22 protein-coding genes and 1 tRNA gene are annotated in these 19,243 nt (G+C 66.2%); 6 read left to right on the top strand and 17 right to left on the bottom strand.

Going from position 1 to position 19,243, the window contains the following annotated elements; all coding sequences use genetic code 11:
• Positions 1-671 (top strand): hypothetical protein (locus AB7E83_RS22825; RefSeq protein WP_428573123.1); only part of this gene is annotated, 671 nt, incomplete at its 5' end.
• On the opposite strand, the gene AB7E83_RS22820 is transcribed toward AB7E83_RS22825, so the two are convergent.
• From AB7E83_RS22820 to AB7E83_RS22805, 4 genes are all read right to left on the bottom strand, one after another.
• The gene (locus AB7E83_RS22820) at positions 668-1,240 is read right to left on the bottom strand and encodes a hypothetical protein (RefSeq protein WP_428573122.1); all 573 of its coding nucleotides are present in this window, start codon (positions 1,238-1,240) and stop codon (positions 668-670) included. The genes AB7E83_RS22825 and AB7E83_RS22820 overlap by 4 nt on opposite strands.
• A complete protein-coding gene (locus tag AB7E83_RS22815) occupies positions 1,230-2,084 on the bottom strand; it encodes a bis-aminopropyl spermidine synthase family protein (protein ID WP_428573121.1) in 855 nt (284 codons plus the stop codon). Before AB7E83_RS22815 ends, AB7E83_RS22820 begins: the two co-directional genes overlap by 11 nt.
• A gap of 197 nt (positions 2,085-2,281) precedes the next feature.
• A tRNA-Ser gene (locus AB7E83_RS22810) sits at positions 2,282-2,371 on the bottom strand.
• A 20-nt stretch (positions 2,372-2,391) separates the two neighbouring features.
• Positions 2,392-3,438 carry a TauD/TfdA family dioxygenase gene (locus AB7E83_RS22805; RefSeq protein ID WP_428573120.1) on the bottom strand — a complete coding sequence of 349 codons (1,047 nt, stop codon included), beginning with the start codon at positions 3,436-3,438 and terminating at the stop codon, positions 2,392-2,394.
• Positions 3,439-3,520: 82 nt separating this feature from the next.
• On the opposite strand from AB7E83_RS22805, the gene AB7E83_RS22800 reads away from it, so the two are divergent.
• Positions 3,521-4,513, top strand: a complete 993-nt coding sequence (locus AB7E83_RS22800; protein ID WP_428573119.1) for a Bug family tripartite tricarboxylate transporter substrate binding protein — start codon at positions 3,521-3,523, stop codon at positions 4,511-4,513.
• A gap of 64 nt (positions 4,514-4,577) precedes the next feature.
• On the opposite strand, the gene ureG is transcribed toward AB7E83_RS22800, so the two are convergent.
• The 9 genes from ureG to AB7E83_RS22755 are packed head-to-tail and all read right to left on the bottom strand — an operon-like array spanning position 4,578 to position 9,703.
• Entirely contained in the window at positions 4,578-5,243 is a 666-nt protein-coding gene (gene ureG, locus AB7E83_RS22795; RefSeq protein ID WP_428573118.1) for an urease accessory protein UreG, read from the bottom strand.
• Positions 5,240-5,917, bottom strand: a complete 678-nt coding sequence (locus tag AB7E83_RS22790; protein WP_428573117.1) for an urease accessory protein UreF — start codon at positions 5,915-5,917, stop codon at positions 5,240-5,242. The genes ureG and AB7E83_RS22790 overlap by 4 nt, the downstream gene beginning before the upstream one ends.
• Complete coding sequence (gene ureE, locus AB7E83_RS22785; RefSeq protein ID WP_428573116.1) at positions 5,886-6,437, bottom strand: urease accessory protein UreE; 552 nt, start codon at positions 6,435-6,437, stop codon at positions 5,886-5,888. The genes AB7E83_RS22790 and ureE overlap by 32 nt, the downstream gene beginning before the upstream one ends.
• Positions 6,434-6,844, bottom strand: a complete 411-nt coding sequence (locus tag AB7E83_RS22780; protein ID WP_428573115.1) for a type II toxin-antitoxin system VapC family toxin — start codon at positions 6,842-6,844, stop codon at positions 6,434-6,436. The genes ureE and AB7E83_RS22780 overlap by 4 nt, the downstream gene beginning before the upstream one ends.
• Positions 6,845-6,857: 13 nt before the next feature.
• The gene (locus AB7E83_RS22775) at positions 6,858-7,142 is read right to left on the bottom strand and encodes a hypothetical protein (RefSeq protein WP_428573114.1); all 285 of its coding nucleotides are present in this window, start codon (positions 7,140-7,142) and stop codon (positions 6,858-6,860) included.
• 39 nt (positions 7,143-7,181) lie between these two features.
• Positions 7,182-8,900: an urease subunit alpha gene (gene ureC, locus AB7E83_RS22770; RefSeq protein ID WP_428573113.1), complete on the bottom strand. Its 1,719-nt coding sequence runs from the start codon at positions 8,898-8,900 to the stop codon at positions 7,182-7,184.
• A 3-nt stretch (positions 8,901-8,903) separates the two neighbouring features.
• Entirely contained in the window at positions 8,904-9,209 is a 306-nt protein-coding gene (locus AB7E83_RS22765) for an urease subunit beta (protein WP_428573112.1), read from the bottom strand.
• A gap of 4 nt (positions 9,210-9,213) precedes the next feature.
• A complete protein-coding gene (locus tag AB7E83_RS22760) occupies positions 9,214-9,381 on the bottom strand; it encodes a hypothetical protein (protein ID WP_428573111.1) in 168 nt (55 codons plus the stop codon).
• A 19-nt stretch (positions 9,382-9,400) separates the two neighbouring features.
• Entirely contained in the window at positions 9,401-9,703 is a 303-nt protein-coding gene (locus AB7E83_RS22755; protein WP_428573110.1) for an urease subunit gamma, read from the bottom strand.
• Between the two features lie 59 nt (positions 9,704-9,762).
• Here AB7E83_RS22755 and AB7E83_RS22750 point away from each other — a divergent pair, with 59 nt between their 5' ends.
• Together AB7E83_RS22750 and AB7E83_RS22745 are read left to right on the top strand one after the other, a co-directional pair.
• Positions 9,763-13,182: a hybrid sensor histidine kinase/response regulator gene (locus AB7E83_RS22750; RefSeq protein WP_428573109.1), complete on the top strand. Its 3,420-nt coding sequence runs from the start codon at positions 9,763-9,765 to the stop codon at positions 13,180-13,182.
• Positions 13,179-14,126, top strand: coding sequence for a response regulator (locus AB7E83_RS22745; RefSeq protein ID WP_428573108.1), 948 nt, complete (start codon positions 13,179-13,181; stop codon positions 14,124-14,126). Before AB7E83_RS22750 ends, AB7E83_RS22745 begins: the two co-directional genes overlap by 4 nt.
• 4 nt (positions 14,127-14,130) lie before the next feature.
• Here AB7E83_RS22745 and AB7E83_RS22740 read toward each other — a convergent pair whose 3' ends face one another.
• From AB7E83_RS22740 to AB7E83_RS22725, 4 genes are all read right to left on the bottom strand, one after another.
• On the bottom strand, positions 14,131-14,508 hold the full coding sequence (locus tag AB7E83_RS22740; RefSeq protein ID WP_428573107.1) for a type II toxin-antitoxin system VapC family toxin: 378 nt from the start codon (positions 14,506-14,508) through the stop codon (positions 14,131-14,133).
• A complete protein-coding gene (locus AB7E83_RS22735; RefSeq protein WP_428573106.1) occupies positions 14,508-14,744 on the bottom strand; it encodes a type II toxin-antitoxin system Phd/YefM family antitoxin in 237 nt (78 codons plus the stop codon). Before AB7E83_RS22735 ends, AB7E83_RS22740 begins: the two co-directional genes overlap by 1 nt.
• Before the next feature lie 77 nt (positions 14,745-14,821).
• On the bottom strand, positions 14,822-15,508 hold the full coding sequence (locus tag AB7E83_RS22730; protein WP_428573105.1) for a hemerythrin domain-containing protein: 687 nt from the start codon (positions 15,506-15,508) through the stop codon (positions 14,822-14,824).
• 31 nt (positions 15,509-15,539) lie between these two features.
• Complete coding sequence (locus AB7E83_RS22725; protein WP_428573104.1) at positions 15,540-16,181, bottom strand: hemerythrin domain-containing protein; 642 nt, start codon at positions 16,179-16,181, stop codon at positions 15,540-15,542.
• A gap of 156 nt (positions 16,182-16,337) precedes the next feature.
• On the opposite strand from AB7E83_RS22725, the gene urtA reads away from it, so the two are divergent.
• Positions 16,338-17,615 carry an urea ABC transporter substrate-binding protein gene (gene urtA, locus AB7E83_RS22720; protein ID WP_428573103.1) on the top strand — a complete coding sequence of 426 codons (1,278 nt, stop codon included), beginning with the start codon at positions 16,338-16,340 and terminating at the stop codon, positions 17,613-17,615.
• A 58-nt stretch (positions 17,616-17,673) separates the two neighbouring features.
• The gene (gene urtB / locus AB7E83_RS22715) at positions 17,674-19,242 is read left to right on the top strand and encodes an urea ABC transporter permease subunit UrtB (RefSeq protein WP_428573102.1); all 1,569 of its coding nucleotides are present in this window, start codon (positions 17,674-17,676) and stop codon (positions 19,240-19,242) included.
• Position 19,243: the final 1 nt, after the last annotated feature.

The following is a 19,243-nucleotide window of genomic DNA, read 5'->3' as shown; positions in this document are numbered from 1 at the left end:
GATGGAATCGTGCCCGCCATCAGCATGGAACGCTGCCCGCGATCGCATGGAACGCCGCCCGCCATCGGCTGGAACAGCGCCCGCCATCAGCGTGGAATCGTGCCCGTCATCGGGTGGAATACGCACTTGGCTTCATGGTTCGATACATGGGCCTAACCAGCGAAGCGGATCGGCTACGTCTTGCCGGTACCTCGGACGCTGCTGAACGCTTAGCCAAAATCCTTCCGACTATTACTGCGATAGAGCCGACACAGGAGCAGCAGAAGCGGGCGGCTAGCATCATGCGGACGGCACTCCTTGCCGAAATGGACCTAGACGCTGGCGAAGTAGGCCTACTGGCAGTTGCGGTTGACCTGCTTCACGCGGAAATTGCCACGGGAGACAAGAGGGCGCTTCGTTGCATGCCTGCTATTGCAAAGATCGAGCAGAGCTTATTAGTGCTCCGTAAGCGGCTGATCTGTTTCGAACAGTTAATTAGTCAGCTATGCCGCAAGTTCGGGATGCAGCGCCTGAGAACCGCCGTTACGACCTGCCCGTCCGCGGACGAGACGCTAGCTAAGGCATACACGCACTATGGGTCCAAAGACGTGGGGGTCTTCGTTAACCTGATGAACTATGCGGTTCAAGAGCAGATCGAGAAGCCGGCACCCGGCTGGCTTAAGTCCATCTAGTTCTGCTTCAAGAGCACGGCATACGGAGCGTGCAATCGTGCGGCAAGTTTCAGAGCTACTTGCTTTCCAGTTGGTTCTGGTGCGCCACCCGGCTGAAATACGAGGCACGCTTTGTCCACGTGGCCTTGGATGTATTTGTCGCCCTTCGCGCCTCGCATGCGCCCAACTCCGACCGCAGAGTCTTCGAGAGCTATGGTCATCTCAACCATATCGAGGCTCTCGATCACCAGGGCATATCGAGACCCAAGGACGTGAATGTCCTTGTGAATCTTTTCCCAATGGACACCGTCGGCGCTGTACTCTTCCGCTCTTACTGGCTGTGCGTAGTGACGAGAATTGATCTCTTGCATCAGCAGGCGCACGTTCACTCCATTGGCAACGTACTCCTTCACGAACGGTTGGACGGCGGTTAGCGGGTGGCAAGTGCCCCCGCCGTATCCCCAGAACGAGACGCCAGCCTTGGCAATCTCTTCGCGCTTTCGCTGAATGATTGCTTCAAGCGGCTCACTAGCATGCACTCCGACTTTCATAAAGATGAACGGATCGCCAGGTTCGATATCAAGAGCCATTTGCACCCTCCAGCGGATCAAGAACGTAGGTTTCGGACGGGGCTTTTCCGTAGTCGACTCGGACTTTCTCTCGCACGTACTTCACCCTCAACGGCTGATTCCGTCCATAAAAGCTTTCGAGGCGCTTCCCGTGCAACTCATAGCTTCTGGTTGTAATCTTGCGATCCGGATGCGAGCGAAAGAAGAGATTGCAAGACTTGAGGTCCGGGGCATCGTCTAGATGGTACGCATGGAGCATCGGCTGCATTTCTTGGACGAAGAACTGCTGTTCCTGCGCAAACTTTTGGACTTCGAAGAGAACACGCTTGGACCAGTCAACATTCGGGTCGTCCGCGATTACAACGACTCCGACAGCGTCAGGACCGCAAGCCTCCATCCCGCGTTCAGCAAAGACGTTGACGCTTTCGCCCAAGTTGCTCGCACCCCAGGGGGGATTCGTGTAAAACGCGGAAAACTCCCCCAAAAGATCGTCGGGGAGGGGGTCGATGCAGTTGTAGAGGCGCGCTGAAATTTTGTCCGAGATGCGCTCTTTATCCGCAAAGCGCTCAATAGCATTCACCATGCGCTCGTCGAAATCGAGGACGAGAATTTTGTTGGGCCCCTCCTCAATTACACCCCTGTGCATTGCGTAGGCAAGACACAGACTAATGCTGTCACCGTCCCCAATGAATACCAAGTCTCGTTTGGCGAAGCGCTGCGCAATGATCATGGTCTGGAGGACCATGTCACCAGCCTTCATGTATATCTGATCGAATTCTCGAAGCGGTAGCGGCCGATTCTGGATGACGTCAGAAATCGCGTTGATAGCCTGTCGCAGATCGGTCTGAGCCGAGACACTTGCCATGACTCCCCCCTCCATCGAGTGTGTGGGCAACCTGACCGCTGGCTGTTCGTCCGTTTGGCGTCCACGACTCTATGGTGGCACGCCAGCTCAGCATTGGCTAGTGGGGCGTGGACGCCTGACTACAGGCTGCGCAGCAACGGGTAGGGCAATGGTAGGAGCTGCGAACTACCGAAAAGCTGATGTCCGAAATGGGTCAGTGGCGGAAGCGGTGAGATTCGAACTCACGAACGTCTTGCGACGTCGCCGGTTTTCAAGACCGGTGCCTTCAACCGCTCGGCCACGCTTCCCGCGGCTCGATTCTACGGGTCTACGCGTGCGCCGCCAATGCACGCTCGCGGGCCGCGACAACGTCCGCCGGCACCAGCGGAAACCCGTCCACGATCGAATTCGGGCCGTGCGTGTCCGCGAAGCCCTCGGGGTTCACACGCGCGTCCGACGTGCGCAGCCACACCCGTTCGAGATAGCGCCTGCGCTCGGGCTCGGGCCAGTCCTCGAACTCCGTGCGCGAATGCAGGATGCGGTAGTTGTTGAGGTACTGGATGTCGCCGGGCTGGAAATGCGTGTCGAGGTGATGCGCGGGATCGCGCGCGACGTCGTTCACGTACGCGAGCGCGGCAGCCTCCAAGGCGGTGAGCGGTTCGCCGGAAAACTGCGCACCTTGCTCGGCGAAGGCGCGCCAGAACAGGAAGCGCGGCAGCGCGCCCGAGCGGTCGAGCATAGGCAGGCGGCGCGCGCTCACGGGCGGCTCGCCGACGGCTTCCTCCGCCTTGCGGAAGAAGCGGAAGCCGCGCTCGAAGACGTCGAGGTATTCGGGATGCTCCACGGCCATGCGCTCCAGGATCGCATGGGAGCTGCAGATGCGGCTCACGCCGCCCGTCTTCGACGCGCGCAGGCACAGCAGGCCCACGACGTCGGCGAAGTCCGAATGGAAGTTCATGTCGCCCCGGCCGTACGGGCCGCGCGACGTCGCCTTCTCGGCCGCGCCGACGTCGGTGACCTTCACGAGTTTCTCGGCCCGCGCGTTCTGCCGCAGCGGCGTGCCGAGGTGGCACGAAATGCCCCAGTAGATGACGCGCGACTTCTCGATGCCCCAGCGGTCCACCGGCAGCCCGCGCAGGAACGCGAAGCCGCGGCCGGCCTCGACTTCCTCGCCGAGCGACGCAAGCGTCCGCGCGAAATCGGACAGCGGGAAGTCGTCGCGCCCGACGTCGTCCAGCGACGCGAAGCCGCGCGACTTCAGCGCATCGTGCGCGCGCTCGAGTTCGGCGACGTCGGTGTCGCGCACGCGGTGGATCCACTCGTCTTCGCGGTCGGCAAGCTGCGGACCCTGCCAGGCGCTCCGGCTTCGGTTCATGGTGAGAAAATCGATAATCTGCGTTGCAATCGGTTAATGCTATGTTTATAGTGGTCCGCAGTCAACGACGGGAGTCCGCCTCGTGAACGCAAGGAATTCGAAGGGCGCCACGCTGCGCCGGCGCACGCTGCTGGTGGCCGCGGGGGCCGGCGCGTCGCTCGCCGTGCCCTGGGCCGCGAACGCGCAGCCCGGCGGCGCGATCCGGCTGATCCTGCCGCTGCCGCCCGGCGGCGCCACGGACGGCGCGGCGCGCACGCTCGTGCCGCGCATGTCCGAGAAGCTGGGGCAGACCGTCGTCGTCGACAACCGGCCGGGCGCGGACGGCGCCATCGCCGCGACCGCCGTGATCCGCGCGAAGCCGGACGGCCAGACGCTGCTGTTCTCGACCAACACCGCCATCGTGGCGGTGCCGGCATTGCGCAAGCAGCCGCCCTACGATCCGCTCACCGAACTCACGGCCATCGCGGGCGTGGGGACCTTGCAGACGCTCTTCCTCGTCCACGGCAGCGTGCCCGTGAAGACGATGGCCGAGTTCGTGGAGTACGCCCGCGCCCGCGCGGGACAACTGAACTTCGCCAGCGCCCACAGCACCGCGATGCTCGTGCATGCGCAGTTGCAGCAGCAGGCCAGCATCCAGCTCGCGCTGATTCCGTACAAGGGCGACGCGCCCGCGTTCGCCGACCTGTTGAGCGGCCGCGTGCAGGCGATGGTGGCGAGTCCCGGCGCGCCGATGCAGCACATTCGCGCCGGCACGGTGCGCGCGTTGGCCGCGCTCTCGCCCACGCGGCTCGTCGTGGCGCCGGAGGTTCCCACGATGGCCGAGGCCAGCTACCCGGGTGTGTCGCTCACGAGCTGGGCCGCGATCTACGGGCCGGCGCAGATGCCGCGCGACATGTCGGCGAAGATTTCACGCGCGGTGGCCGAGACGCTTGCCGCGCCGGAAGTGCAGACGCAACTGGCCAACTACGGCATCGGGCCGCGGGTCATGGACCCGGACCAGGCGGCGGCGTTCACGCGTGACCAGTTGACCACCTGGCGCGACCTGGTGCGCGCGGCGGGGATCGCGCAGGAGTAGCACGCAGGAGTAGCGCGTCGAGGCAGCGGCTGCTTCGGGAGGACGCAGCGCCGCGTCGCTTCGCTCAGGCGCCCGCGCCAGCGCCGGCGCCGAGCATCCCCTTGCGCTCGATGAACCCGACCACTTCCTCGAGCCCCGTGTTCGTCTTGAGGTTCGTCATCACGAAGGGCTTGTCGCGCCGCATGCGTCTCGTGTCGGCTTCCATCACGCCGAGGTCGGCGCCTACATAGGGCGCGAGGTCCGTCTTGTTGATGACGAAGAGATCGCTCTTCGTGATGCCGGGGCCGCCCTTGCGCGGAATCTTCTCGCCGGCCGCGACGTCGATCACGTAGATCGTGAGGTCGCTCAGCTCGGGGCTGAAGGTCGCGGCGAGGTTGTCGCCGCCGGACTCGACGAACACGACGTCGGCCTCGGGGAAGTCGCGCAGCATGCGGTCGATGGCCTCGAGGTTGATCGATGCATCCTCGCGGATGGCCGTGTGCGGACAGCCGCCCGTCTCGACGCCCATGATCCGCTCGGCCGGCAGCGCGCCGCTCACTGTGAGGATGCGCTGGTCCTCCTTGGTGTAGATGTCGTTGGTGATGGCGACGAGGTCGTATTTCGCGCGCATCGCCTTGCACAGCATTTCGAGCAGGGTCGTCTTGCCGGAGCCGACGGGCCCGCCGATGCCGACGCGCAGCGGCGGGAGTTTCTTGGTGCGGTGGGGGATGTGGTGGAGGACGGCGCTCATGATCGGAAGAGGCGTGAGTACTGCGCTTCGTGGCGCGCGGAAAGGATGGCGAGCATCGGCGCGAACGACTGGCGGCGGGGTTCGTCGAGCGTCATGGCGTGGTCGACTGCGGCCGGGATCTCGTCGGCCAGGCGCAGCAGGATGCGCTGGCCCGCGCCCTGGCCGAGCGGCACCGACTTGATGGCGGCCTGCATCATGTTCTCGGCCCAGCCGAAGGCGAAGGCAAGCAGGATCTGGCGCGGGGCGGCGCCGGTCGACGAGGCGGCGCGCGCGAATGCGACGGGGTAGGTGCGCGACGTGCCCGGGTCCGTGCCGAGCGACTTCTGCCACTCGCCGAGCGAGCGGCCCATCTGCTCGGTCTGCTGGCGGAATTCGCCGGTCTCGCGGGTGTGGAGGATCCACTCGTCGAGCACGGCGACTTCCTCCGCGTCGTTCGTGCGGAAGGCCTTGACGGCGGCGGCGACGACGGCGAGGTCGGCGCGGGCGAGTGCGAGGTGCAGTTGATGCGTGAGCCACTCGCCCGCGGTCGCTTCGTCGGTGACGCGCCCCGCTTCGACGGCGGCCTCCAGCCCTTCGGAATACGAGAAGCCGCCGACGGGCAGCGCGGGCGAGGCGAGCCAGACGAGCCGCAGCAGCGCGGCGTCAGTGAGCGCCGTGGTCGTGGCCGTGGCCATGCGAGTGGGTGCCGTGATCGTGGTCGTGGCCGTGGTCGTGCCCATGCCCGCCATGCCCGCCGTGCCCGCTTCCGTACGCACCGCCCTCCGGCTCGAACGCCGCATTCGCCTCGTTCACGATCAAATGCATCGCGCGAAGCATGTCGGCCAGCACGTGATCGGGCTCGATCTTCAGGTGGTCGGGCTTCAGCTCGATCGGCACATGGCGGTTGCCGAGGTGATACGCGGCGCGCATCAGGTCGAACGCGCTCCCGTGCTCGGCGCATTGCGTGATGACGAGGACCGGCTGCGGCGCCGCGATGACCCGCACCAGCGAGCCGTCCTCGGCCACCAGCACGTCGCCGCCCCGCACCACGGTGCCGCGCGGCAGGAACACGCCCAATGCACGTCCCTGCGAATCGGTGGCATCGAAGCGGCTTTTCTGCCGCACGTCCCAGTCGAGTTCGACGGTGGCCGCGCGCTTGAGCAGCACAGCTGCGAGGCCGTGCCCCTGCGCGAGGACCTTGTTGACATGGATCATGCGAGAGATTCCAACATGAATTTCGTACGGCCGTGAATGCGGTACGCCGAGAAGTCTCGTGTGTCGAGGGTCGCGATGCGGTGGATGCCGATCCTCTCGGCCAGACACACCAGCGCTGCGTCCGCCCAGTCCGGCTGCAGGTCCGCATACTTGCGAAGAATGGCGGCAGCACGCTTGTAGGCGGGGCCATCCGGATGATGGACCTGTAGGGTGCCTGCTGCCGTTGCGTCCGCCAGGTTGGCGCGCAAATGCACGGGCAGGAAATGCGAGGTCTCGGTCAGCACCGCATCGACCGTGTGCAGGCGGTATTCGCCTGAAGACAGCCAGCCCGAAGCGGCTTCGTGCTTGGGGTCGGCCGCATTCAGGAGCGCCACGAGAACGCCGGTGTCGAGCAGGACGTCGTCCATCGGATCTGGCGCTTCAGCGCTGCTTCTTCTTCGCCGGACTGCCGAGGATGCGTTGACGAACCACTTCCTTCGTGGCGCTCACCGCGTCACCCCTGAAGCTCCCGACGAGACCTGCGCGCTTGAACGCCGCAAAGGTCGAGCTCTCGGGTTCGGACCGAGGCTGGGCCTGCCTTTCGGGGCGAACAAGGTACTCCACCAGCGCTTCCTGGACGATGTAGGTCTTGGTGACGCCCTTCATCGCGCTGTAGTCTGCCAGCGCCTTTTCGAGCGGAACGGGGAGCCGAACGGTCACAGTCATCTCAACATTGTAATACGCAACATGGATGCGTATTACAGCTCAGAACAGGAAGTACTTCTGCGCCATCGGCAGCACCTTCGCCGGCTCGCAGGTCAGCAGCTGCCCGTCCGCGCGCACCGCATACGTCTGCGCGTCGATCTCCATCTTCGGCGCATAGTCGTTGTGGATCAGATGCTGCTTGCGCACGGCGCGGATGTTCTTCACCGCGCGCACGTTCTTCGCGAGCCCATAGCGCTCGGCCACGCCCGCGGCCAGCGCAGCCTGCGACACGAAGGTGATCGCGCCCTTCGCGAGCGCGCCACCGAAGGCGCCGAACATCGGCCGGTAATGCACCGGCTGCGGCGTCGGGATCGACGCATTCGGGTCGCCCATCGCCGCCATCGCGATGAAGCCGCCCTTGACGATGAGCGACGGCTTCACGCCGAAGAAGGCCGGCTTCCAGATCACGAGGTCGGCCAGCTTGCCGACTTCGATGCTGCCCACCTCGTGCGCGATGCCGTGCGCGATCGCCGGGTTGATCGTGAGCTTGGCGACGTAGCGCTTCGCACGGTAGTTGTCGTGACGCTCGCTGTCGCCGGGCAGCTTGCCGCGCTGCAGTTTCATCTTGTGCGCGGTCTGCCAGCAGCGGATGACGATCTCGCCGACGCGGCCCATGGCCTGCGAGTCGGACGAGAACATGCTGATCGCGCCCAGGTCGTGCAGGATGTCCTCGGCCGCGATGGTCTCCTTGCGGATGCGGCTCTCGGCGAACGCGAGGTCTTCGGGGATCGCGGGGTCGAGGTGGTGGCACACCATCAGCATGTCGACGTGCTCGTCGAGCGTGTTGACGGTGTAGGGCATCGTGGGGTTGGTCGACGAGGGCAGGAAGTTCTGCTCGCCCACCACGCGCAGGATGTCCGGCGCGTGCCCGCCGCCCGCGCCTTCGGTATGGAAGGCGCAGAGGCCACGGCCCTTCGTCGCGGCGATGGTGTTCTCGACGAAGCCGGATTCGTTCAGGGTGTCGCTGTGGATCGCGACCTGCGTGTCGGTGGCGTCCGCGACATCGAGGCAGTTGCTGATGGCCGCCGGTGTCGTGCCCCAGTCTTCGTGCAGCTTCAGGCCGATGGCGCCCGCGTCGATCTGCTCGCGCAGCGCGTCGGGCAGGCTCGCATTGCCCTTGCCCATGAAGCCGAGGTTCATGGGGAAGGCGTCGGCCGCCTGCAGCATTCGCTGCATGTTCCACGCGCCCGGCGTGCAGGTCGTCGCGAACGTGCCGGTGGCCGGCCCGGTGCCGCCGCCGAACATGGTGGTGACGCCGGAGGCGAGCGCCTCGTCGATCTGCTGCGGGCAGATGAAGTGGATGTGCGAATCGATGGCGCCCGCGGTGACGATGCTGCCTTCGCAACTGATGATCTCGGTGCCCGCGCCGATGACGATGTCGACGCCCGGCTGCGTGTCCGGATTGCCCGCTTTCCCGATGGCGGCGATGCGCCCGTCCTTCAGGCCGATGTCGGCCTTCACGATGCCCCAGTGGTCGACGATCAGCGCGTTGGTCAGCACGGTGTCCATCACGCCCTGCGCGCGGGTGCGCTGCGACTGCGCCATGCCGTCGCGAATGGTCTTGCCGCCGCCGAACTTCACCTCTTCGCCGTAGCCTCCGGCGCGCAGCGTGAAGTCGTCCTCGACCTCGATCACGAGTTCGGTGTCGGCCAGGCGCACGCGGTCGCCGATGGTGGGGCCGAACATTTCCGCATAGGCGCGGCGGCCGATGGTTGCCATGACTTAAAGTTTTCCCTGCACGAGGCCGCGGAAGCCGTAGACCACGCGGTCGCCGGAATAGTCGACGAGTTCCACGGTGCGTTGTTGACCGGGTTCGAAGCGAACCGCCGTGCCCGATGCGATGTTCAGCCGCATGCCGCGCGCCGCAGCGCGGTCGAACTGCAGCGCCGCGTTCGTCTCGGCGAAGTGATAGTGCGAGCCGACCTGGATCGGCCGGTCGGCGGCGTTCTGCACGGCGACCGTGAGCGTCCGCCGCCCGGGGTTCAAGGCATGGTCGCCGTCGTCGGTGATCAGTTCGCCGGGCGTCATCGCGTCAGTCCCCGCGCGAGAACCAGATCGCCAGGGCGACCAGCACGCCGACGAGGACGAACCCCGCGGTGTCCGTCGCGTGCCAATGGATGTCGGTGGCCGAGCCGTGTCCGCCATGCGCGAAGGCGGGGAGCGCGGCGAAGCCGGCGAGCAGGGTGGCGATGCGCTTCATTCGGGTCCTCGAAGGGGATTCACACGATGGGTTGATGCACGGTCACGAGCTTCGTGCCGTCGGGGAAGGTCGCTTCGACCTGGATGTCGGGGATCATGTCCGCGACGCCGTCCATGACGTCCGCGCGCGTGAGGATCGTGCGTCCCTCGCTCATGAGTTGCGCGACCGTGCGGCCATCGCGCGCGCCCTCCATGACGGCGGCGGAAATGAGCGCCACCGCTTCCGGGTAATTGAGCTTCAGCCCCCGCGCCTTGCGCCGCTCCGCGAGGAGGGCGGCGGTGAACAGGAGCAGCTTGTCTTTCTCGCGCGGGGTGAGTTCCATATGTAACGAACCATCTTAGTGCAAACCCTCGCGCCGGCGACATACGCCCTTTGGCGCATATGCGGCACGAAAACTGCGATGTTCCCCTCGTGAACACCGTCATTCCCATCGTTCCCGTCGCGCCCGGCGGCGATGCGCCGCAGCGCGTCGTCAAGGTGCGGCGCGACTACAACAGCTGGGTGGCGAGCGAGACGATGGAAGATTACGCGCTGCGCTACACGCCGCAGCGCTTTCGCAAGTGGTCGACCTTCCGCGTGGCGAACACCGCGTTCGGCGCGGCTTCGTTCCTGATCCTCGAAGCCGTGGGCGCGACGCTCTTGGTGCAGTACGGATTTCTGAATGCGTTCTGGGCCATCGTGGTCACGGGCCTCATCATTTTTCTTGCAGGCTTACCCATTAGTTATTACGCCGCGCGCTACGGCGTGGACATGGACCTGCTCACCCGGGGCGCGGGCTTCGGCTACATCGGCTCGACGATCACGTCGCTGATCTACGCATCGTTCACCTTCATCTTCTTCGCGCTCGAGGCCGCCGTGATGGCCTACGCGCTGGAACTCGCGCTGGGCGTGCCGCCGAGCTGGGGCTACCTGATCTGCGCGGTGGTGGTCATTCCGCTGGTGACGCACGGCGTGTCCGCCATCAGCCGCCTTCAGGTGTGGACCCAGCCGATCTGGCTGGTGATGCTCGTGGTGCCCTTCGTCTACGTCCTTGTGCGCAACCCTGGTGCATTTAACGGAATAACGCACTTCGCTGGTGAGAGAAGCGAAGTCGCGATGTTCGACATGCACTTGTTCGGTGCCGCGCTCACGGTCGGCATCGCGCTCATCACCCAGATGGGGGAACAGGCCGATTACCTTCGTTTCATGCCCGCGTATTCGAAGGAGCGGCGCGTGTCGTGGTGGGCCGGCGTTCTGGCGGGCGGTCCGGGCTGGGTCGTGCTCGGGGTGCTGAAGATGCTGGGCGGCGCCTTGCTCGCCTTCCTCGCGATCACGCACATGGTCCCGTCGGACCGCGCGGTGGACCCGAACCAGATGTACCTCGCGGCCTACGAGTACGTCTTTCCCAACTTCGGCTGGGCCGTCGCGGCCACGGCGATCTTCGTCGTGATCTCGCAACTGAAGATCAACGTGACGAATGCCTATGCGGGCTCGCTCGCATGGTCCAACTTCTTCTCGCGCGTGACGCACAGCCACCCGGGCCGCGTGGTGTGGGTCGTGTTCAACACGCTCATCGCCTTCATGCTGATGGAGATGAACGTGTTTCAGGCGCTGGGCGACGTGCTGGGCCTGTACTCCAACATCGCCATCGCGTGGATGATGGCCGTGGTCGCCGACCTCGTGGTCAACAAGCCGCTCGGCCTGTCGCCCAAGGGCATCGAATTCAAGCGTGCGTACCTGTACGACATCAATCCCGTCGGCGTCGGCGCGATGGCGCTCGCCTCCGGCATCTCGATGTGCGCGCACCTCGGCGCCTTCGGGCCGGGCGCGCAGGCGTTCTCGGCACTGATCGCGATGGGCGTGGCCTTTGTTGCGGCCCCGCTGATCGCTTGGGGGACAAAGGGACGTTACTACATCGCGCGTCGCGAGCCCGAGGGCGCGGCGGCCGACGCCCTGCAAACCCGGCAATGCGTCATCTGCGAGCGCGAGTACGAGGGGCCGGACATGGCGCATTGCCCCGCCTACCAGGGCCACATCTGCTCGCTGTGCTGCACGCTCGACGCGCGCTGCGGCGACTTGTGCAAGCCGCATGCGAGCCTGTCGGCGCAGTGGACGGGTGCGCTGCGCCGGCTTTTGCCGCGCGCGCTGTGGCCGTACATCGACACGGGCGCGGGCCACTTCATCATGCTCATGGCCTTCGTGGTGCCGCTGCTGGGCGTGCTGCTCGAAGTGACGCAGCGCGCGGGCTTCCTCAAGGCCTACATGGCGATGCTGCTGGTGGCCGGCATCGTCGCATGGTGGCTCGTGCTCGCGCACAAGAGCCGCATGGTGGCGCAGGAAGAGTCCAACCGGCAGACGCACCTGCTGATGCGCGAGATCGAGTCGCACAAGCAGACCGACGAGGCGCTGCAGGAGGCCAAGCGCATCGCCGACGCCGCGAACTCCGCGAAGAGCCGCTACATCACCGCCATCAGCCACGAGCTGCGCACGCCGCTCAACAGCATCCTGGGCTACGCGCAGCTCATGGGCGAGGACGCGAGCATCCCCGCGCACCGCAAGCACGGCGTCAACGTCATCAAGCGCGGCGGCGAACACCTGCTGTCGCTGATCGAGGGCACGCTCGACATCGCCCGCATCGAGTCCGGCAAGCTCACGCTGAATGTGAAGCCGATGCGATTCGCGGACAGCGTCCACGAGATGGCGGGGCTCTTCGAGTTGCAGGCGGCGGCGAAGGGGCTCGCCTTCCGCTTCGAGGTGGAAGGCGCGATCCCGGAAGTCGTGCGCGCCGACGAGAAGCGGGTGCGCCAGATCCTCATCAACCTCCTGGGCAACGCGATCAAGTTCACGTCGCAGGGGCAGGTGGTGTTCCGCATCCGCCATGCGCGCGAGATGGCGATGATCTCGGTCGAGGACACGGGGCCGGGCATGTCGGCGCAGGACCTCGACCGGATCTTCGAGCCCTTTGCCCGAGGCACGAGCGCCGCGCAGTCCGCGCCCGGCGCGGGGCTGGGGCTCACGATCGCGAAGATGCTCACGGACCTGATGGGCGGACAGCTCACCGCGACGAGCGCGCCGGGCGAGGGCTCGGTATTTCGTGTGCGACTCTTCCTGCCCGAAGTCCACAGCGCGGCGCCGGCGGTCGTGACCGTCGCGAAGCCGCGGCGCGGCTACGAAGGCGAGCGGCGCAGGATCCTCGTCGTCGACAACGAGGAAGCCGACCGCGAACTCCTCGTGCATCTGCTGGAGCCGCTCGGTTTCGAGTTGCGCACCGCCGCGAGCGGACACGACGCGCTGGACCTCGTGGCCGCGGGACTGCAGCCCGATGCCGTGCTCGTCGACCTGGCGATGCCGGGCATCGACGGATGGGAGACGATCCGCCGTTTGCGGCGCGTGCCGCGCCTGGGGTCGAAGATCGCGGTCGTGTCCGCGAACGCGTTCGACAAGGGACTGGAGAACGACGCCGGCATTCGCAGCGAGGATTTCATCCTCAAGCCGGTGCGGCACAGCGAACTGCTCGACTGGCTCGAGCGGCAGCTGGGTCTGCGCTGGGTCCACGACGAGGCCGGGGAGCCGGCGGCCAGCGCACCCACCCCCGCGCCCGCATCCGTGCGCGCGTGGCCGCGCAGCGAGCTTCTCCAGCCGCTGCTGCAGGCCGTGCAGCTCGGCTACTACCGCGGCATCCTGAACCAGCTCGATGCGATCGATGCCGCGCAGCCCGACTGCGCCGGATTCACCGCCGCGCTGCGCGCCCTCGCGCGCCAGTTCCAGTTCGAGGCCATCGCGCGAGAGCTCGCGCACGCTCCCGAGGAGTCCGCCAGATGAACGCCATGCTCGACCGCGCCAACACCGACGTCGTGCTCATCGTCGACGACGTGCCCGACAACATCTCCATGCTGCACGACGCGCTCGACGAATCCGGCTACACCGTGCTGGTCGCCACCGACGGCGAGGCCGCGCTGGCCCGCGCGTCGCAGGCCCTGCCCGACATCGTGCTGCTCGACGCGATGATGCCGGGCATCGACGGCTTCGAGGTCGCGAAGCGGCTGAAGGCGTCGCCGGCCACCGCGCACATCCCGATCATCTTTATGACCGGCCTGACGGAGACCGAGCATCTCGTCGCCGCGCTCGATGCGGGCGGCGTCGACTACGTCACGAAGCCGATCAAGCCCAAGGAGGTGCTCGCTCGCATGGGCGTCCACATGCAGAGCGCGCGGCTCGCGCGGCAGGCGCGCAATGCGCTCGACGCGTTCGGCTACGCGAGCATCACCGTGCGCCCGAGCGACGGCAAGCTGATGTGGCAGACGCCGCTCGCGCGCGACCTGCTGCATGCGTACTGGGGCACGTCGGCGCCCGAGACGCCCGCGCCGATCCTGGCGTGGCTGCGCCGCCACCTCCCGGACGCCGCCCGCAACATCGAGCCGCCGAAGCTCACCGCCGAACTCGGCGCGCGCCGCCTCACGATCCGCCTGCATCAGCAAACAGGCGACGACGACTGGCTGATCGTGATGCGAGAGGTGTCGGACGCCGTGATCATCGAGTCGATGAGCCTCGCCTTCAAGCTCACCGCGCGCGAGGCGGAGGTGCTCTACTGGGTGCTCAAGGGCAAGATCAACCGCGACATCGGCGACATCCTGGGCGCGAGCGCGGCGACCGTGAAGAAGCACCTGGAGCGCGTCTTTGCGAAGCTGGGCGTGGAGACGCGCACTGCAGCGGCGGCGATGGCGATGAATCGCATTCGCCAGCTGCATCCGCAGTTCGAGGGGTAGGGCGTCAGACGAGAACGACGAGATCGCTGTACTGCGGCAGTTGCTCGTCCGCCGTAATCAGTCGGAGCGGCTCCATCGTCGCTTGTGCGATCAGCAGCCGATCGAATGGATCTCCATGCAGCTGCCCGAGCCGCGACACGGCCGCCGCATGGACTGCAGTGATCGGCAGTTCGAGAAAGCCGCTTGCCTCGATCGACTCCGCCAGTTGAAGCGGGTCGACCTTGAGCTTGCCGAGATTGGCCTTGATAGCAATTTCCCAGATCGACGCGGCCGACACATGGACTTCGTCGGCGGAGTCCATGAGGCGACGCGCGGCGACCGGGAGCTTCCGCGATCCGGCAACCGCCCAGAGGAAGATGTGCGTATCCAGCAGGACACGCATCAGCGGCCTTCGAACAACTTCAGTTCGCTTTCGGGAAGCGGTGCATCGAAATCGTCGGGGATTTGCACCTTGCCTTTGAGCAGCCCATAGCGGATCTTGCGTTTCTCCACTTGGAGCTTCGTGATCCGCACCAGCGGCTTGCCGTTGCGGCTGACGACGACGTCCTCGCCTTCCGCTGCCTTGTCGACAAGCTGGGAGAGCCGGGTCTTGGCATCGTAGATGTTGACGGATTGCATGAAGGGTGAAAAGTAGACCAAGTCTAGTCTGCCTTCACCCCGCTCGTCAACCATCCCGCGCCGCGGGGCATCCGGCCCTACCGCAACCAGGACTTCGCCTTCTTCGGCACGAACAGCGACGCCGGATGCGGCAACATGCCGCGCACCGGCTCCGGCATGATCGAGCGCGCACGCGAGAGCATGCGGCGCTCCCACATCAGCCGGCGCGCGTGCTGCACCGCGCTGCCGACGCGCTCGTCGCGCCGCGCCAGGAACAGCCCGCCCACGATCACGGCGCCCAGCGCGAGCAGCAGCCCGCCGCCCAGCGCGGCGCGCGCGACTTTCGGCGACTTGTCCCCGGCCAGCTCCGCACGCCGGCGCGCCATGCGCGCGCCCAGGTCGCCGAGCTCCGGCGCGAGCAGGCGCTCGGCCTCCGGCAGCAGGATCGTCTCCTCATCCGCCACGTGGTGGATCACGTTCTTCATCAGCTCGTACAAGGTGTCGTCGTAGCCGCGATGCTCCGCGCCCATGCTGCGCACGCGCGCGATCAGCGCGCGCATCTCGTTGTGCTCCGGCACGCTCTTCGCCAGCGCCTCGTTCGCGCTCACTTCGCGCAGCGCCGGATAGAAGATTTCCTCCTCCAGCCTGGCATGCAGTTCGAGCGCGGCGCAGATCGAGTCGACCAGGGTCTTCTTCGTGCGCGGCGACGCGTCCGGGCGAAACTTGTGGAACGCGGCCATGACCTCGGCGTGGTCGTGGCGAATCATTGTCGTGATGCTCTTCATCGCTTTTTCCTTCTTCCTTGTTCCTTCTTTTTCAACGCGTGGGGAATCCCGCCCCGGACGAAGACGACGACGACGCCCGGCCGGGCCGTGTCCATGACCTCGTGGGGTCGCCGCGGCGCGTCAGCAGGGACGCGCCGCTCAGCAGCGTGTTGGCCGAGGCTAGCACGGTGCCGAGGCTGAGCGAGCGCGCCAGGCTGCCCGCGAATTCGCCGCCGCGCGACGCGGTCAGCTGCAGGCGTCGCCGCGCCATCTGCGCGCCGAGGTCCGTAAGCTGCTGCGGAAGCAGGCGCTCGGCCGCCGGCAGGAGCGTCGTTTCTTCCTCGGCCACGTGGTGCATGACCTGCCGCATCAGCTCGTTGAACGTGTGGTCGAAGGTCGGGTCGGTCACGACCATCTGCTTCAGGCGCGCGATGAGCGTGCGCAGCTCGTCGTGCTCGGGCTGCGCTTTCTTCATGGCGTCGTCGTCCAGCACGAGGCGCAGCACGGGGTAGAAGATCTCCTCTTCCAGTTGCGCATGGATCTCGAGCTGCAGGCACACGTTGTCGGCGATGCCGCGGCGGAAGCGACCGGAGGCCGTGGGGTCGTACTGGTGGAACGTGGCCAGCGCCTGCGTGTGGTCCAGCCGGATCAGGTTGGTGACGCTCGGCGCGAGCTGTCGGAGGAAGGCATTCATGGCCCTATTGGGCCGCGTCCCGGCGCTGCGCCTTGTCGGACGGCGGCGCATCCGGCGCGGCGCGGAACCCGACCGTACGCCATGCGGCGTATTTCACGAATGCTCGTCCGTTTCCAGAATCGGGGCTCCTACTTCCCACCCCTCAGGAGCTCCTCCATGCAACGTCGCTTCACCCTCAAGGCCCTCACCGCCGCCGTCGCGCTGGCGGGCGCCGCGAGCCTGCCCGCATTCGCCCAGTCCGGCGGCACCATCAAGGTCGGCATCCTGCACTCGCTCTCCGGCACCATGGCGATCTCGGAGACCGTGCTCAAGGACACGGCCCTGATGGCCATCGAGGAAATCAACGCCAAGGGCGGCGTGCTCGGCAAGAAGCTCGAGCCCGTGGTCGTGGACCCCGCCTCCAACTGGCCGCTGTTCGCCGAGAAGACCAAGCAGCTCCTCGGCCAGGACAAGGTCGCCGTCATGTTCGGCTGCTGGACCTCGGTGTCGCGCAAGTCCGTGCTGCCGGTCGTGGAGGAAATGAACGGCCTGCTGTTCTACCCCGTGCAGTACGAGGGCGAAGAGCTGTCCAAGAACGTGTTCTACACGGGCGCGGCGCCCAACCAGCAGGCGATCCCCGCCGTCGAATACCTGATGAGCAAGGAAGGCGGCGCCGCCAAGCGCTTCGTGCTGCTCGGCACCGACTACGTCTATCCCCGCACCACCAACAAGATCCTGCGCGCCTTCCTGAAGTCCAAGGGCGTGAAGGACAGCGACATCGACGAGAAGTACACCCCCTTCGGCCACAGCGACTACCAGACCATCGTCGCCGACATCAAGAAGTTCAGCGCGGGCGGCAAGACGGCCGTGATCTCCACGATCAACGGCGACTCCAACGTGCCGTTCTACAAGGAGCTGGGCAACGCCGGCCTGAAGGCCAAGGACGTGCCGGTCGTCGCGTTCTCGGTGGGCGAAGAGGAGCTGCGCGGCGTCGACACGAAGCCGCTCGTGGGCCACCTCGCCGCGTGGAACTACTTCATGTCGGTCAAGAACCCGACGAACGACGAGTTCACCAAGAAGTGGGCCGCCTACGCCAAGAAGAAGGGCATCGCCGGCCACAAGGACAAGCCGCTGACCAACGACCCGATGGAAGCCACCTACATCGGCGTGTACATGTGGAAGCAGGCCGTCGAGAAGGCGAAGACCACCGACGTCGACAAGGTCATCGCCGCGATGGCCGGCCAGACCTTCAAGGCGCCGAGCGGCTTCACGGCCAAGATGGACGAGAAGAACCATCACCTGCACAAGCCGGTGTTCATCGGCGAAGTGAAGGCCGACGGCCAGTTCAACGTGGTGTGGAAGACGCCCGGCCCGGTGAAGGCCAAGCCGTGGTCGCCCTACATCGAAGGCAACGACAAGAAGAAGGACGAGCCGGACGGCAAATCCAAGGTCTAAGCACCCACGGTGCTTGCGTGATGGGCGGCGTGCCGCCCATTGCACAGGTTCCTCTCTCATGAAGCGACTCATTCTCCTGCTCGCGGCATTCGCCGCCCTCCATGCGCATGCGCTGACGCCCGACGAAGCCAGGGCGCTCGCCGTCGGCGAGTCCGATGCGCGCATCGAAGCCCTCAACAAGGCGGTGGCGAACGCCGACGACAGGACCGCGGCCTTCCTGCAGGCGCTGGCCGACGACGCGGTGAAGACGGCCGGCGGCAAGGTGTTCGTGGTGAGGGACGGCAAGGGCACCGACCCCGTGACCGGATCGGCGGTGGACGTGCCCGCCGATGCCGAGGACGTGGTCAACAACAACCGCATGCGAGGCGAGATCGACACCGCGCTCGCCGCATTGAAGCTCTTCTCGAAGGACGACAAGCTGCGCGCCGCCGCCGTGAAGGAACTCCAGAAGGAGCCGGACGAAGCGCGGCTGCCGCTGATCGAAAAGGCGCTGGCCTCGGAACAGAACGCCGCGATCAAGGAGCAGCTCGGCCTGGTGCGCGCCGCGACGATCCTGTCGAGCAGCGACAAGACGCGCCGCCTCGAGGCCGCGCGCCTCCTGGCGACGAGCCGCAGCCCGGCGACCAAGACGCTCCTCCTTGAGCGTTTCAAGATCGAGACCGAGGCGGACGTGAAGGCGGCGATCGAAGGATCGCTGCGCCAGGTGGAGGCATCGCTGGCCTGGGGCGACCGCCTCGGCGCGATCTTCTCGGGCCTCAGCCTCGGCTCGATCCTGCTGCTGGTCGCGCTCGGCCTCGCCATTACCTACGGCCTCATGGGCGTCATCAACATGGCGCACGGCGAGCTGATGATGATCGGCGCCTACGCCACCTACGTCGTGCAGGGCGTGTTCCGCCAGTACCTGCCGGGCGCGTTCGACTGGTATCTCATCGCCGCGATTCCCGTCGCCTTCGCCGCCTCGGCCATCGTCGGCGCCGTGCTCGAACGCGGCGTGATCCGCTTCCTCTACGGCCGCCCGCTCGAGACGCTGCTCGCCACCTGGGGCATCAGCCTCATGCTGATGCAGCTGGTGCGCACGATCTTCGGCGCGCAGAACGTCGGCGTGGAAAACCCGAGCTGGATGAGCGGCGGCGTCGTCGTCATGGGCAACCTGCAGCTGCCGTGGAACCGCATCATGATCATCGGCTTCGCGCTGCTGGTGCTGTTCGGCATGGCGTTCCTGATCTCTCGCACGCGGCTCGGCCTGTTCGTTCGCGGCGTCACGCAGAACCGGCCCATCGCCTCGTGCATGGGCGTGAACACTGCGCGGGTCGACACCTACGCCTTTGCGCTCGGCTCCGGCATCGCGGGGCTCGCGGGTTGCGCGCTCAGCCAGATCGGCAACGTGGGGCCGGACCTCGGCCAGGCGTACATCGTCGATTCGTTCATGGTGGTGGTGCTCGGCGGCGTCGGCCAGCTCGCCGGCACGGTGTATGCGGCGCTCGGCCTGGGCGTGCTCAACAAGTTCCTCGAGGGCTGGGCCGGCGCGGTGCTCGCGAAGATCGCCGTGCTGGTCATCATCGTGGTGTTCATCCAGAAGCGTCCTCAAGGGCTGTTCGCGGTCAAGGGCCGCAGCGCGGAGGCATGAT

The sequence above is a fragment of the Ramlibacter sp. genome (genome assembly GCF_050250995.1).
Classification (GTDB): domain Bacteria; phylum Pseudomonadota; class Gammaproteobacteria; order Burkholderiales; family Burkholderiaceae_C; genus Ramlibacter.
This window is presented reverse-complemented; position numbering and strand designations above follow the sequence as displayed.